The sequence below is a fragment of the Algibacter amylolyticus genome, assembly GCF_014202225.1.
Lineage (GTDB): Bacteria > Bacteroidota > Bacteroidia > Flavobacteriales > Flavobacteriaceae > Algibacter_B > Algibacter_B amylolyticus.
In genome coordinates, this window is record NZ_JACHGE010000002.1 from 576820 (window position 1) to 592440 (window position 15621).

The 15621-nt window shown below is 33.7% G+C and carries 9 protein-coding genes; 4 read left to right on the top strand and 5 right to left on the bottom strand.

What is annotated here, in order from left to right; genetic code table 11:
• Nucleotides 1-8: 8 nt before the first annotated feature.
• The 5 genes from HNQ90_RS07360 to HNQ90_RS07380 are packed head-to-tail and all read right to left on the bottom strand — an operon-like array spanning nucleotide 9 to nucleotide 6838.
• Nucleotides 9-1361, bottom strand: coding sequence for a glycoside hydrolase family 28 protein (locus HNQ90_RS07360; RefSeq protein WP_144117232.1), 1353 nt, complete (start codon nucleotides 1359-1361; stop codon nucleotides 9-11).
• 24 nt (nucleotides 1362-1385) lie between these two features.
• The gene (locus HNQ90_RS07365; protein ID WP_074935642.1) at nucleotides 1386-2273 is read right to left on the bottom strand and encodes a family 16 glycosylhydrolase; all 888 of its coding nucleotides are present in this window, start codon (nucleotides 2271-2273) and stop codon (nucleotides 1386-1388) included.
• A 31-nt stretch (nucleotides 2274-2304) separates the two neighbouring features.
• Complete coding sequence (locus tag HNQ90_RS07370) at nucleotides 2305-4146, bottom strand: sulfatase family protein (RefSeq protein ID WP_144117234.1); 1842 nt, start codon at nucleotides 4144-4146, stop codon at nucleotides 2305-2307.
• A gap of 6 nt (nucleotides 4147-4152) precedes the next feature.
• Nucleotides 4153-5532 (bottom strand): glycoside hydrolase family 28 protein, encoded by a 1380-nt coding sequence (locus HNQ90_RS07375; RefSeq protein ID WP_144117236.1) that lies wholly within the window; start codon nucleotides 5530-5532, stop codon nucleotides 4153-4155.
• A gap of 4 nt (nucleotides 5533-5536) precedes the next feature.
• Complete coding sequence (locus HNQ90_RS07380) at nucleotides 5537-6838, bottom strand: sulfatase-like hydrolase/transferase (protein WP_144117238.1); 1302 nt, start codon at nucleotides 6836-6838, stop codon at nucleotides 5537-5539.
• A gap of 491 nt (nucleotides 6839-7329) precedes the next feature.
• Here HNQ90_RS07380 and HNQ90_RS07385 point away from each other — a divergent pair, with 491 nt between their 5' ends.
• Genes HNQ90_RS07385 through HNQ90_RS07400 form a run of 4 tightly spaced genes read left to right on the top strand, consistent with a single transcriptional unit; the run spans nucleotide 7330 to nucleotide 15620 of the window.
• Nucleotides 7330-8976 carry a sodium:solute symporter family protein gene (locus HNQ90_RS07385; protein WP_144117240.1) on the top strand — a complete coding sequence of 549 codons (1647 nt, stop codon included), beginning with the start codon at nucleotides 7330-7332 and terminating at the stop codon, nucleotides 8974-8976.
• A 20-nt stretch (nucleotides 8977-8996) separates the two neighbouring features.
• On the top strand, nucleotides 8997-11276 hold the full coding sequence (locus tag HNQ90_RS07390; RefSeq protein ID WP_144117242.1) for an FAD-dependent oxidoreductase: 2280 nt from the start codon (nucleotides 8997-8999) through the stop codon (nucleotides 11274-11276).
• A 22-nt stretch (nucleotides 11277-11298) separates the two neighbouring features.
• Nucleotides 11299-14493, top strand: a complete 3195-nt coding sequence (locus HNQ90_RS07395) for a glycoside hydrolase family 2 TIM barrel-domain containing protein (RefSeq protein WP_144117243.1) — start codon at nucleotides 11299-11301, stop codon at nucleotides 14491-14493.
• Between the two features lie 5 nt (nucleotides 14494-14498).
• Nucleotides 14499-15620, top strand: coding sequence for a glycoside hydrolase family protein (locus HNQ90_RS07400; protein WP_144117245.1), 1122 nt, complete (start codon nucleotides 14499-14501; stop codon nucleotides 15618-15620).
• Nucleotide 15621 lies beyond the last annotated feature (1 nt).

Here is a 15621-nt window from a genome sequence, read left to right on the forward strand (position 1 = left end):
AATTTATACTATTCTATTATTAACGATTTGCTTCTTTGATCTGGTGAATTAACTTTAAAATTTACATTTGAAATTTTTAAATCTTCAATGTGTCTCGCATACAATCCGTAAGCTGGTAATACTTTGAAAAAACTGAATTCTGGATATCTGGTTTCGTCTTCAGGAACATTAAGTCCATCATCTTTTTTTCCACCACCAGGTAATGTAATATTGATGTTTTCTAATTTTAGGTTTCCAATTTTATGGTTTGGAGTTCCTGTTATTAAAATTCCAGAAGGCGGTGATATTCGAGATTCTTCTAAACTCCTGGTAGTTGCTGTTATATTTTTTATAAGTACATTATTTATAGTGCCAACAGCTTGTTTTTTTGCAGTTCTATAGGTTTTTAATCGTTCACCTAAACGCACAAAAATGGGCATATCTACATTGTCCATTTCAATATTTTCTATGGTAATGTCGTGAATATTGGCACCGTCGACACTTAGTATTTTAATGCCACCACCTTTATTGTCGTAAATTTTACAATCTCGAATATCGATGTTATAAAAATCGCCCATGGATTCTGTTCCAAATTTTATGGCTCCCCAATCGCTTTTTAAAGTACAATTTGATACCTGAACATCGTGGGTAGCTAGTGGACTAGTAGATTTTATACAGATAGCATCATCTCCAGAATTGATATTACAGTTTTTGATAACCACATCGTGACTAGAATCTAAATCTATACCATCATTGTTTTTATTAGCATGATTGTAAATAGAGATATTATCTACTAAAATGTCATAAGATTGAAAAAAATGACAAGCCCAAGCTGCAGCTCCACGAATATGAATATCTTTTAAAGTAATTTTATTAGACTTAACAAAACGTAATAAAAAGGGGCGGTTTTTTCCAAAATTATCGTCTGTAATACCTAAGGCCTTTTTAGTTTTTGAAAGATTTTTAGCTAGAAAAGCCGCTCCGTTTCCGTCTATTGTACCTTCACCTGAAACACCAATATTTGTTGCTTTTAGCGCACCAATTAAGCAAGTGCCGCGTTGTTGACCAACAGCATCTACAAAGGTGTCTATACTTTGATAATCTTGTGGATTAGAACTACCTACTAATTTGGCGTTTTTTTCAACCGTAAGGGTTACATTATCTTTTAAAATTATGGTTCCGCTAATAAAAATACCTTCTTTAATAAGTACAATACCACCGCCGTTTTTAGAGCAGTTATCAATGGCCTTTTGTATGGGTTTTGTATTAATGGTTAAGCTATCGCCCTTAGCTCCATAATCTTCTATATTGTATGTTTTAGAATTTGAAGAACAAGCCAGTAAGGCAGTAACAAAACCTAAGAATATTAAGCTTTTTAACATGCTATGTTGTTGTTTTAGTTATATTTATTTTTCGTCTAAAGTCCAAGATCTAACCCAGTTGTATGTGGTTGTTCTATCTTCTTCAGAACCCGTCATGCCGCCATCTTCAGGAACTGGGTTCCAATTATAAGTTTCAACTACCATTCTTAAATACATCTCAATATCATAATCTGCAGGAGGTGCTACTTTTCCTTGTAATTTACCATCTAAATAAAATAATACTTCATCTTTAGATTTCCACCATACACCATAAACATGAAAATCATCATAAACTTTTCCGCCTATTAAACCGCCCGATTTATTAGACCCTTTTTCGTAATCACAGCCCTCAGGAATGTTTCTACTGTGTGTATTTGAATTCATGCTTTGGTCAAAATTTTTCATCCATTCTGCCGGATTTGTTATTTGCCCAACGCTTTCTTGAATATCTAATTCCGTGGTTCGTTTATCGCAACCCTCAAATCCTTTACCTTCATTAATCAACCAAAATGTAGAAGACATAAAGGTTTTATTGGCTTTCATTTCACATTCGTAAAAGCCGTAAGTCATGCCGTTTTTAGAACCAACATATCCGCCACCGTGAGTAAATACTTTATTGTTTTTGGTAATAGGTTTTGGTAATAATTTGGTTGTTATTTTTAAACTACCATCATCTAATTTTATGTTTTCTGCCTGAAATAGGCCAGGAGCTCTACCTATCCAACCTTGACCAGAAATTTGCCATTTATTCTCGTCTATTTTTTTGCCATCAAATTCATCAGACATGTTTTTGATTAACTTCCACTTTGCGTTTTCTGGTTTTGGATCTTCACCATTCTGGAAATAAGGCCCTTTTTGTGCAAAAATTGTATTTGCTGTTAATAGCAAAAGTAAAATTGAAAATTGCTTCGATCTTTTAAGTATAGCTTTCATGTTTTTAGTTTAAAAGTTGGTTTATATGTTATTATTTTGAATTTATATAGGCCACTCGTTCTGAAATCAGTTTGTTATCGAGTAGTTTCTTATCTATTTTACTGGTGTTTATGCTGAAGTTGTATTGTTGATAAAAATCTTTTTGCAATGCGATGGCATTTAAAATCAATAAGGTTTCAGTATCGTTTTTAGACTGATAAACCGTTTCAATCATATCTTTGGTTGTGTCTTTCAAACCGGTAACACCAAAGTATTCGGCTGCTCGCATTCTATTTATTAATTGAGTGTCCGATTTCATTATGTTTTCAATCTGAGGTATAAATGCTTTAGCTTTTTCAGCAAAGGTTGTACAAACAATTAATGCCCAATAGCGTTTCCAAGGATCATTGGATGTTAAATGTTTTGAAATTTTAGATGAAGCTTTATCATAATCTAACAAGGCTAAATTTGATATGTTTAAATAGCTTTTAATTTCTTTTTTGTGAGTATTACCAAACTTTACTGGATTTCGAATGGCATTTTCAAGCAAATAAAACTCAGGATAGAATGATAAATCTGGCTGACATTCCATCCATGAAATTAAAGTTTTACGCATGGTTTTTAATTCAGCTTGATACCCGTCTTTATCAGTTAAATTGTTAGTTTCAAAAGGGTCTTTTTCAATATCATACAGCTCTTCAACTGCTTTAGTTTCAAAAAACTTAGATTGTGTTTTATTTAGTTGGCCTGCCTTAAAAAGATTAAACCATTCTGCATATGCCATTTGCTTGTAACGGTAGGCATTCATTAAGCCATCAATATTAAAAGGTTGAAAATTACGAATGTATTTGAGGTTGCCTTTTCTGTAACTTCTAACCATGTCGTACTTTTCATCAAATCTATCGGCGTAGCCAAAAGTTTCATTTCTTTTCGTAATGGTTTTCTCTTTGATGTTATCTCCCAAAAAAGGTTTACCATCCATGGTTTTAGGAATCTCTATACCTGCGATATTTAGAACGGTAGCTCCAAAATCTACAAAGCTCACAAAAGCATCTGTTTGACTTCCTGCATTAAAAACACTTAGGTTTTTATACTTTTCGGGAACATGGACAACTAATGGCACTTGTAAACCTGTTTCGGTTAAATAACCTTTACTGAATGGTAGCACACCACCATGATCTCCATAGTAAAAAATAATGGTGTTTTCTAAAAGTCCATCTTCTTTCAATTTATTAATTACGGCACCAACTTCGGCGTCCATGGCTTGTATCTTGTCTCGATAATAGGCATTGGTGTATTTAAATAAATCGGTTTGTGGATGATTTGGTTGTACAAAAACAGAATTAGGGTTGGTATTGGTTTTGGTGGTATTCATGGTTTCTTCAGAGAAATGTAAAGTACCTTCATGAGTTGTACCAATATTGAAAACATAGAAAAAGGGTTGTCCTTCTTTTCTGTTTTTCCAAGTTGCTTTTTTTGAAGAATCGTCCCAAACATCATCCGGTTTATTGATGTTGTAATCCTCTTTTGCATTATTGGCTGTATAGTAACCAGCTTTTCTTAAATAAGCAGGAAACATAGTTTGATTATTTGGTAAGGTCACTTTTCCTTCTGCTCTATGATAATGTGTTGCTAATCGGGGACCGTAGCTAGAAGTTATTAATGTTGAGCGCGCCGCACTACAAACGGCAGCATTAGAAAAAGCATTATTAAAAACAATGCCATTTTTTGCTAATCTTTCAATATTTGGTGTTTCAATACCGTGCTCATCAAACAGTTTCATATAGTGCTTAGAATTGTCTTCAGAAGTAATCCAAACAATATTTGGTTGTTGTGCTTTTAAAACGGAGTTAAAACACACGAACATTACAATAATTAATAACCGATATTTCATTTAATTTTAAAATTTTAAATGGACTTCTTTTCTATTTAAAAAGATAGCTTTTGTACTAGAATTCACAATATCATAAAAAACAACAGGTTTTCTATGATCTTCATTTATAGTTTGCAAATGAAAATTATTGATGCTTAATCCATCCACATGTCTCGCATAAATTCCAGAAGCAGGAAGTGTACCTACTTTACTGAATTCGGGCCACCAATTACCTAACGTTTCTAGTGTATATTCTTTTAGATTTATTTTATTAGCATCCTCTTTTGTGCCACCACCAGAGACTTTAAATTGAATATTATTTAATTGAATATCTGTGATATAATGCTCGGGCATACCTGTAATAAAAATGGCGGAATTTTTATCTATAGCACTATTATCTGCAATAATATTACTGAAAATAAAACCGTGCATCGCTTTCATAGGTTGCATTTCTTGTGGCGCATCAACGCCTGCACGTTGTTGGCAAAAGGTCATAAATATAGGGCGTGGTACGTTTTTCATAATTAAATTATTGAAAACCATATTTTTCATCTCACCACCTTCATTCATTTGAATTTTTAAACCCGAATCTTGTATATCGTGAAATGTACAATTACTCACCGTTACCGATTCGAAATCGCCTCTTGAAGCTAGACCAATACGCATTCCTGCCCATTTACTTGTAAAAACACAATTGGTTATTACAATGTTTTTACATGGCTTGTCTGGTCTTGATGTTTGTAGGCAAATAGAATCGTCGCTTGTATCGAAAGACGAATTAGAAACACGCACATTGGTACACCCATCAAAATCCAATCCGTCACCATTATTGTTAACGCGGCTTATAATTTTAATCCCATTAACCACAATGTCATTGCAGTACAACCAAGCGGAAGTCCAAGCGGCTGGATTTATTAATGTGACATCTTTTAGTTTGATGTTGTTACAATTAAGAAAGCGCATCATCATCGGGCGACCGCCTTTTTTCTTAGTAAAATATTTTGAATGCCCATTAGCATCAATAGTACCATAGCCTTCTATAGCAAACGATTTAGCGTCTCGAGCAAATATGAGACAGCGATCCATATGGGGTTCGTTTTTATAGGTGTTTTTGTGGGTGTCTGTGGTATAGTCTTCGTAATTTGAACTCCCTAATAAGGTTGCACCGTTTTCAATATGAAGTGTTACATAATCTTTTAAATAAATAGTGCCAATAACCACTGTTTTACCAGACGGAATTATAACTTTTCCGCCACCTTCTTTGGAACATAAATCGATGGCGTTTTGCACAGCTTTAGTATCTAGAGAAACACCATCTCCTTTGGCTCCGTAGTTTAAAACATTATAGTCTTTGGCTACAATCTGTGTAGAAAAAATCAAGCATATTATTAGTAAGAAGTTCTTCATATTATTAAATGTATTGATTGTAAAAGGCTGTTAAATCCGTTTTGTCTGCCGTTTTTAATTGCCATGCTTTCATCTCTTTTAAAAGTTTAGAAATGAGTGATTTCGATGTCTTCTTACTATTTAAATTTTTAGTTTCCCACGGATCGTTTTTTATATCGTATAACTCTAAGTTGCTTGTTTTAGGGTAAATTATTAGTTTTTTATCTTCGGAAATAATACCTCTTTGATCATCAAACATCGCTAAGTATAAAGAAGCTCTCGCTTTTCCATTTTTAGAAAGTAAAGGCGTTAAACTTTGAAAGTCTGTAGGTTCGTTAGATTCTAGTTCTAATAAATCGAAAAGAGTAGGAGCAATGTCCTGTAAATAAACGCGGGCAGTAATTTTACTATTAGGCGTAACCGTTGGAGCTTTAATAATTAGTGGCGCAGTAACGCTAGGTTCGTATAAACACACTTTACCTGCAACTCCATTTTCTCCAAAATTAATACCATGATCTGATGTGAAAACAATAATAGTATTATCATACACGCCTTTATCTTTTAGAGATTTAATAATATCGCCAATGCGGGCGTCCATATGCGTTACCATGGCATTATTTTGTTGAACACGTTGTTGCATGGTTTTAGACCGTAAAGGATCTGGTGCGTATTGATATTTTACATTTTTGTTTAAAGGAGTATTGTCTACAACACTAGGAGGAAGTTCTATAATATTTGCAGGATATAAATCGTAATAATTTTGTGTGGTTTGCCTTGGTACATGAGGCGCATTAAAGGCTACATAGGCAAAAAACGGTTTATCATTTTTGTAGTTTTTTATAAAGTTAACAGCTTCGCTTGCAGTAATATCGGTAATATGTCCGGCTGGTGCGTTGTATGTTTTTAATTGCCCAGGCTGTATGCTTCCAGTTTCGTCAAAAATAGTTTTTACGGGTTTTCCCATGGCATGCCATTTGCCAGTTATATAGGTGTAGTAACCATTATCGTGTAATTTTTCGGGTAATGATTTTGGAGCATTTTGCTTATTAATTTTTTGCGATTTCCATAAGTATTTCCCGTAAATAAGCATGGTTCTACTAGGTATACAAACGGCTGGCGACCAACATCCCATATTATAAGCAGATGTAAATGAAACCCCTTCATGGGCTAGTTTATCAATATTAGGTGTTACCATGCTATTATTTCCATAAGCACCAACAGCTTGGTTGCTTTGATCATCAGATTCTATAAATAAGATGTTCATTTGAGCAAAACCACTTAAAATACAGCTAAAATAAAGTGCGACAAGCAATCTGTTTTTTTTCATATGTACATATTTCAAGACAAAGTTTTTATGAAAATTATAAATTTAAATAGCCTTTAATTTGTCAGAAAATAAAATTATAGATTCATTAAACAATAGTGTGCAAGAGATATTTATAATACTACCATAAATGATTTATTTTGAAAAACGAAGAAATCGCCAGTGGTGTTATTATGCTTTAAATCAGGTATTTAACATGTTCTGTTGATGTGTAATCGTGTTCTTTTTTTTTATAATTAACTTTAGTTTTTTTATCGATTTTTAAGAAATGATTCATGTTTATGTACTGTTAACTAAAAAATTAGCAAAACAACGTTCAATAATTAAAATCTGTTTTTGATTAATTTTTATCAAACACATTTAGTTTTCGGAAACGTTTCCGAAAACTAAATGATTTTCGGAAACGTTTCCGAAGGTGTTTTTTATACATCGAGTTGTTTTGTTAAATAATTTAAGGTTACTTGCTTCAACTTTCTAAACTAAACCAATCTAAAATGTCTAACATTGATATTGTTGTAATTCTTGTTTTTACGCTTCTCGTTTTTATTTGCGGGATGAGTTTCTCTAAGGCAGGAAAAAATATGAAATCTTATTTTGCAGCTGGTGGCGCTCTTCCTTGGTGGATGAGTGGCTTATCTCTTTTTATGAGTTTTTTCTCTGCGGGTACATTTGTTGTTTGGGGTTCTATAGCCTATTCAAGCGGTTGGGTGGCAGTAACCATTCAATGGACTATGTGTATTGCAGGAGTTATTATCGGTTTTTTTATTGCACCTAAATGGCAAAAAACAAAGGCGCTTACTGCTGCCGAATTTATTACAGATAGATTGGGTAAGTCTACCCAAAAAGCATATACCTACATTTTTCTTGTAATTTCCATATTTACTACGGGAGCCTTTTTATATCCTGTTGCTAAAATTGTTGAAGTTTCTACAGGAATTCCAATAACCACAAGTATTATTGTTTTAGGTGTTTTAATATTAGTTTATACTGCTGTTGGCGGTTTGTGGGCTGTTATTGTTACAGATGTATTGCAGTTTATAGTTTTAACGGCTGCGGTGCTTATTGTTGTGCCTTTATCTTTTGATAAAATTGGAGGTTTAGATAATTTTATTTCACAAGCGCCAGAACAATTTTTTGAGTTTACAAATTCTGAATACTCTTGGGTGTTCATGATTGCATTCGGATTGTATAATTTGTTTTTTATTGCCGGAAACTGGGCCTATGTGCAGCGTTACACGAGTGTTGCAACACCTAAGGATGCAAAAAAAGTAGGTTGGTTATTTGGTGCTTTGTACACGGTAAGCCCATTAATTTGGATGTTACCACCAATGATTTATCGTGTTTTAAATCCTGAATTAGGTGAACTAGCCGATGAAGGTGCATATCTATTAATGTGTAAAGAAGTGCTTCCTGTTGGTATGTTAGGCTTAATGCTTGGCGGTATGGTGTTTGCAACTTCTAGCTCGGTTAATACCACACTAAATATCTCTGCAGGTGTATTAATTAATGATATTTATAAGGGGTTATTTCCTGAAACTAGCGATAAAAAATTAGTAAAAACAGCAAGAATAGCAACTATTCTATTAGGAGTTTTAACTATTATTATAGCTTTATTGGTACCACTTTTAGGCGGTATTGTAGAAGTGGTTATGAGTTTAGCAGCTTTAACAGGTGGCGCTATGTTTTTACCGCCTTTGTGGGCGCTTTTTTCCAAACTTCAAACAGGGAAAACAGTTTTAAGTGTTACCGTAATTTCTCTTGGTATCAATGCGTTTTTTAAATTTTTTGCACCAGATTTAATAGACTTAACTTTAGGTAGAGCCATGGAAATGGGCGTTGGTATGGGGATTCCTATTGTATTACTGTTAGGTATTGAATTGTATTTAAAATATGCAAATAGTAGTACTTCTGCTTATGATGTATATGAAACTAAAAGGCAATTAAAAGTAGCAGAACCACAAGAGGCTGAAGATGGCAGCAATAATAAAGGAACAAGAGTTATTGGTATTGGTGTAGCATTAACAGGCTTATTAATTTTAATACTATCGTTTATAGGTGAGTCGGCTCAACTTTTAGTTGGAGGTATGGGTGTTTCGGTACTTGTTTTAGGATTATACATTATCAGGAAAACAAAAAAATAGATTTAAAAAGTACATAACAGATGATTTTAGAAACATTCAATAAAAATGTTAGAGATTGTAAATCAGTAACTATTAATACCGATTTTGTAATTGTTGGTGGCGGAACCGCTGGTGTTTGTGCAGCTATAACGGCAGCAAGAAAAGGCACCAAAACTATTTTAGTGCAAGATCGGCCGGTTTTAGGTGGTAATGCATCATCAGAAGTACGCTTATGGATTTTAGGCGCAACGTCTCACATGGGAAACAACAATCGTTGGGCACGTGAAGGTGGCGTAATGGATGAAATTTTAGTGGAAAATCTATATAGAAATCGAGAAGGAAATGCTGTTATTTTTGATACCGTTTTGTTAGAAAAAGTGCTTGCAGAGCCTAATATTACATTACTTTTAAATACTTCGGTTTACGATGTTACTAAATCTGGAGATCATAAAATAGAATCTGTAAAAGCGTTCAACTCTCAAAATTCAACAGAATATAATATTAATGCACCTTTGTTTTGCGATGCTTCTGGAGATGGCATTGTGGCTTTTAAAGCAGGCGCTTCTTTTAGAATGGGAGCAGAAACTAAAGAGGAATTTGGAGAGGCCTTTGCACCCAAGAAATCTTATGGCGAGTTACTTGGTCATTCTATGTATTTTTACAGTAAAGAGACAGAAAAGCCTGTAAAATATATTCCGCCTGCATATGCTTTAAAAGATATTACAACCATCCCGCGATATAAAGCCATTGGTAAAGATGATAAAGGTTGTCGTTTTTGGTGGTTTGAATATGGTGGCAGACATGATACCATTCATGAAACCGAAGAAATTAAATACGAACTTTGGAAAGTCATTTACGGCGTTTGGGATTATATTAAAAACTCCGGAACTTTTGAAGGTGTTGAAAACATGACTTTGGAATGGGTAGCAACTGTTCCTGGTAAAAGAGAAAGTCGTCGTTTTGAAGGCTTGTATATGATGACGCAACAAGATGTTATAGAGCAACGCAAATTTGATGATGCTATTGCATTTGGAGGTTGGGCAATTGATTTACATCCAGCAGATGGCGTTTATAGCGAACTTTCGGGTTGCACACAATGGCACTCTAAAGGTATTTACGATATTCCGTATCGCTCTTTTGTGAGTAAAGACATTGATAATTTATTTTTAGCTGGCCGTATTATAAGCGCAACGCATGTTGCATTTGGTTCTACTCGAGTTATGGCTACTACTGGGTTTTGCGCCCAAGCCGTAGGTATGGCAGCATCTATGTGTATCGATAAAAACTTGAAACCAGCAGAGATTTTAGAAAATGGAGAAATTAAAAATCTTCAGAATGAATTGAATAAAATAGGGCAAAGCATACCAAATGTTCCTATTCAATCTGCTAGTAATGTAGTAAATCAAGCAAAACTAACGAGTTCTTCAACGTTAAGTATTTCAGAAATACCTTTTAATGGCAATTGGTTTAATTTATCAATTTCAGCAGCACAAATGTTGCCGTTAAAAGCCAATAAAAATTACAAAGTTCGAGTTCTAGTTCAGGCTGAAGAAAAAACAGATTTAAAAGTAGAATTAAGAACTTCTATTAAATCTGAAAACTATACACCAGAAGTTATTTTAGAATCTCAATTATTCAATTTAGAACAAGGAGAACAATATATTGATGTTGAATTTTCTAATACTTTAGAGAATAATCAATACGGATTTATCACATTTTTATCTAATGATAAAGTCAGTATTAAAACGAGTGATAATAGATTTACAGGAGTACTTTCTGTGTTTAATGGTGTTAATAAAGCTGTTTCAAATAACGGAAAACAAACACCGCCTGATAATATTGGAGTAGATACATTCGAATTTTGGACACCACACAGAAGGCCAGAAGGAAAAAATATTGCAATGGAAATTTCACCGGCTATTGAAGCTTTTGAAGTTGAAAATTTAAGTAACGGATTTGTACGACCAGGAAAGACAGTAAATGCATGGGTTGCAGATATAAATGATGAAAAACCAACTTTAAAAATTGAATGGGATTCTGAACAAGAACTGTCTGAAATTAAGTTGTTTTTAGATTCAGATTACGATCACCCAATGGAATCTACACTTATGGGACACCCGGAAGATATCGTTCCTTTTTGCTTAGGTAATTATAAAATTAAAGATGTAAATGGTACTGTTCTTTGTGAAAAAGAAGATAATCATCAAACTATAAATACTTGGCATTTCAAACAAAAACACAAAACAAAAGGGATTATTATCGAAACCGAAAAATCGCAAACACATGTGCCTGTGTCTATTTTTGAAATTCTAATTTCCTAATAAAGGAAACACATCATTCAGCATGAAAAATTATTATATAAAATATCATTTCGCGTTTCTTTTAACTGCATTAACCTTGATAGGTTGCGGAAATTCCGTTGTAAAATCGGGTGATTTAGTTGAAGTAAATAAGATGACTTTAAATGGCGATTGGAAATTCCATACCATTTATGGCGAAGGTTCTAATTATTTAAATATAGTAGAAGCTGAAAATGATATCATTATTGATAATACCGATGCTAATGTGGAAGCACATGGTAAATGGGAAACTAAAAAGACTGCAGCTAGAAATTCAGGATTTTATAAAACCGATTATGCGCAACACAATTTTTCGATAACCAATTTAAAAGGAGGACAGAAAGACGATGATTCTTATTTTAGGTTTTATCCAAATTTAGAAGCTTCAGGATATTATGAGGCATTTACTAAGTTTCCGTTCGCGTCGCATTTAACGGCTCAGTACAATATTAAACATGCTCAAGGTACAACCACAAAATACATAAGCCAAAGAACGTTTTGTAACGAATGGATTAGCTTAGGGATTTTTGATTTTAATAGTACAGATAAGAATTATGTAGAGGTAACAGCCATTGTAAGTGGTAGTGTTGCGGCCGATGCTGTTATGTTTAGGCCAGTTGCTAAAGAGAAATACTTAAAAGCCAAAGAAGAACCCAATCAAGTATTTTTATCTGATTTTGATGATTCCGATTGGGACGATTTGTCGGTTCCAGGACATTGGGGAATGAACAATGCGTATTCAAACTATACGGGAAAAGGCTGGTATCGAAAAAGTATTGCCCTTCCTAAATCTTGGACAAAAGCTTCAGGTGATAGATATTATTTAAAATTTGATGGCGTGTATCATCTATCAAAAGTATATCTCAATGGGCAGTTTATTGGTAAAAATAGGGGAGGTTTTACACCTTTCGAATTTGATGTAACCCATGCGCTAAACTTCAATGGAGAAAATGTAATTGCAGTTCAGGCAGATAATAGTTCTATTGTTGGAGCAACCTGGAATTGGGGTGGCATTATTAGAGATGTTACGCTTTCACAAAACAAAGATGTTCGTATAGATTATCAATATATTCATGCCGATCCTAACTTAAAAACGGGAGCAGCACAATTAAAATTAAAAGTAAAAATTCAAAATAATGCTTCGGAAAAAAGAAAGATTACCGTCTATTCTAAAATAATTAATAAGGTTACCATTGAGACTTTAAAAGGTGCTATAGAAATTGAACCAAACAGTACAGCAGCTTTACTTTTAGAAACTAATTTAAAAGCTGAAGATGTAGAATTATGGCATTTCGATAACCCGAAGTTATATCAAATGGTAACGACTATTTCGGAGAATGATGTTATTCTAAATGAAAGAAAAGATAATTTTGGAATTAGAAAAGTAGAGCTTACCGATTCTAAAATGATATTGAATGGTGAAGCTGTGCGATTGGCAGGTTTCAATAGAGTGAGCGAACATCGTTTTTGGGGATCATCTGAGCCTTTAGAAGTTTTAGAAAAAGATGTAGATTTAATGAAGGAAGCTGGTGCTAACTTTATGCGAATTATGCATGGTACTCAAAATGAAAAACTCATTGAATTGTGTGATACAAAGGGCATTTTATTATTTGAAGAAATTAATGTTCGAGATTTAGATAATGATGAATTTAGAGTAAATTATTATCCGGTTTCTAAACTTAAAAACAAAAAATCAATCAATATTAATAGTGAAGATGAAGAGGTTTTAATGTTAGACGAACCTTATGTTAAACTTACGGATAAACATAATATTAGTGTTTCTGAAAAAAACTATGCACTTTCTAAATATTGGTTAAAGGGTATGATTGAACGTGATATTAATCACCCAAGTATTATAGGTTGGAGTGTTGGTAACGAATTAAATAATCACAAAGCATATGTTATTGAAGCCATAGATTATATTAAAAAAGAATTAGATCCTTATAGGTTAATAACCTGTGTGAGCAATTCTGGTCAAAAGGAAGAATACACACCCGAAACCGACCCAAATACCTATGTTGATATCATTATGCATAACATGTATCGTTGGCAAGGGGAACCACAAGATATTTTGAATACCCTAAGAACAAAATGGCCCGATAAACCTGTATTTATTTCAGAATTTGGTTTTGATCCTTTTCCGTCAACAGCGCTAGATGGTGATAAAGAAATATTCTCAGAATGGACCAATCATTTCCGACATAAAAATGAATTTGTTATAGGGACTTCAATGTGGACATTTAACGATTATCGTAGTGGATATGCCGCAACAACAGCAGAAGAAAATCGAGTTTGGGGTATTATTAGTTCTTGGCGCCAAAAAAGACGCTTGTTTAATCGTATAAAAAAAGAGCATTCACCTGTTTTAGATATTCAAGTTTCAAACATAGATTTTGAAAAAAACACGGCCAATATTGTGATGCCTATTAGAGATGCTGGAGATTATCCTAGCCATAGTATGCGCAACTATAAATTGGAATATCAATTTAAAAATTCAAAAGGCGAAACGGTTTTAAAGCAATCTCATGATTTGCCTAATTTAACGCCAAAGGATGGAGAATGGAAAAGTGCTATTTCTTGGGGGAAATTACCAGAAGATATTTTAGATCTCACCATAAGTTTAATAACTCCAACTGGCTATTCAAGATTTGAAAAAAACATTTCTTTTCAAAATGCAATTACGCCCGAAATATCTCAAATAATCTCAGGGAACAATGCAGTAAGAATTCTTTTTGATGCTGTTCCAAATGCTACAGAATATTTTGTAACGTATACCAACGCAGCAGGGAAAGAGCTAACCTCATACAGAACCATTACAAACGCCATAGAAATAGATAGTTTAATCAATAAAAAAGTATATAGTTTCAAACTTTATGCGGTTAATGATAAAGGAAGTAGTAAGCCTTCAAAAACAGTAGGTGTAACACCTAACGGAAACGAATTACCACCAATTATTTGGGATGCTTTTATAGCTGATAGAAAATTAGTGATTGGTTATTCTAGCGATTTTAATGATGGTGATTACACGGTTCAATATGGAGCTTCAAGTGATAATTTAGATAAAGAATTTGTAACAAATGTACGAGGCATGCTGTCCATCGATTTAAATGGCGAAAAGCAAATATTCTTTAAAATAAAAAGAAACTCTGATGGAAAGGAAAGCAATTGGTCGCAAATAGTTAAAGTAACAACAAACTAAATAATATGAAACATCAAATTTCAATAGTATTTTTAATTTTAGCCTTAATAGGTTGTACAGATAAAAAAAGTAAAAAAGCACTTAACCAAACGTCAAGTGTAAAAATTGAGAACTATAAAATAGAGTTAGGGAAAGTATCGCCAAAATCTGTTTTTGTAAATGATACTATGAGTATTTGGGGAGGCTCTTTAGTTAAAGGTGAAGACGGGTTGTATCATATGTTTTATTCGCAATGGCCTAAGAAAATTGGTTGGGAATGGGTAAATTATTCTATTATCTCTCATGCTGTTTCAAAATCGCCATTTGGTCCGTTCACTCATAAAGATGATGCGTTACCAGACCGTGGTGCTCAATTTTGGGATGGTTCTACAACGCACAATCCTACCGTTCATAAATTTAACGGAAAATACTATTTGTATTACATGGGGAATACAGGCGATAAAGAAATTGTGAGTGTGCCTGGTAAACCTAAACTTAATTGGGTGCACAGAAATAATCAACGTATAGGTGTTGCTGTTGCCGATAGTCCTAACGGGCCATGGAAACGTTCCGATTCACCGGTTTTAGACATTTCTTCAGATGAAAATTCTCATGATGCTTTAATGACATCGAATCCGTCGGTTTGCCAAATGGCAGATGGAAAAATTTTAATGGTTTATAAAGCCGTTGGAAAGAAAAATAAATTACCTGCAGGAGGTCCTGTGGTACATATGGTGGCCATTGCAGATTCACCTGTTGGTCCATTCAAAAAATATCCAGATCCAATTTTTACTTTTGAAGGTGAAACATTTCCTGCGGAAGATCCTTATATCTGGTATCAAGACGGAAAATATAGAGCCATTGTAAAACGTATGAAGCATATTGGCCATAAACGTATTTTCTCATTAGTGCATTATGATTCTGAAGATGGCATTAAGTGGGATCAAGGAAAGTATTTTGAAATCTCAGACCGAACAGTGGTTTGGGAAGATGGCAAAACTACAAAATTCGAACACTTAGAGCGCCCGCAAGTATTTATGGAAAACGGAGAGCCAATAGCCTTGTTATGTGCTGCAGATTCTCTGGATGTTAATAATGTTAGACATTCATTTAATATTCAAATTCCATTAAAAATCACAAAAGAATAAT

Excerpts from the sequence above, each read along its gene's own strand:
- HNQ90_RS07360 (WP_144117232.1), bottom strand. The coding sequence starts at position 1,361 with ATGTTAAAAAGCTTAATATTCTTAGGTTTTGTTACTGCCTTACTGGCT.
- HNQ90_RS07365 (WP_074935642.1), bottom strand. The coding sequence starts at position 2,273 with ATGAAAGCTATACTTAAAAGATCGAAGCAATTTTCAATTTTACTTTTG.
- HNQ90_RS07370 (WP_144117234.1), bottom strand. The coding sequence starts at position 4,146 with ATGAAATATCGGTTATTAATTATTGTAATGTTCGTGTGTTTTAACTCC.
- HNQ90_RS07375 (WP_144117236.1), bottom strand. The coding sequence starts at position 5,532 with ATGAAGAACTTCTTACTAATAATATGCTTGATTTTTTCTACACAGATT.
- HNQ90_RS07380 (WP_144117238.1), bottom strand. The coding sequence starts at position 6,838 with ATGAAAAAAAACAGATTGCTTGTCGCACTTTATTTTAGCTGTATTTTA.
- HNQ90_RS07385 (WP_144117240.1), top strand. The coding sequence starts at position 7,330 with ATGTCTAACATTGATATTGTTGTAATTCTTGTTTTTACGCTTCTCGTT.
- HNQ90_RS07390 (WP_144117242.1), top strand. The coding sequence starts at position 8,997 with ATGATTTTAGAAACATTCAATAAAAATGTTAGAGATTGTAAATCAGTA.
- HNQ90_RS07395 (WP_144117243.1), top strand. The coding sequence starts at position 11,299 with ATGAAAAATTATTATATAAAATATCATTTCGCGTTTCTTTTAACTGCA.
- HNQ90_RS07400 (WP_144117245.1), top strand. The coding sequence starts at position 14,499 with ATGAAACATCAAATTTCAATAGTATTTTTAATTTTAGCCTTAATAGGT.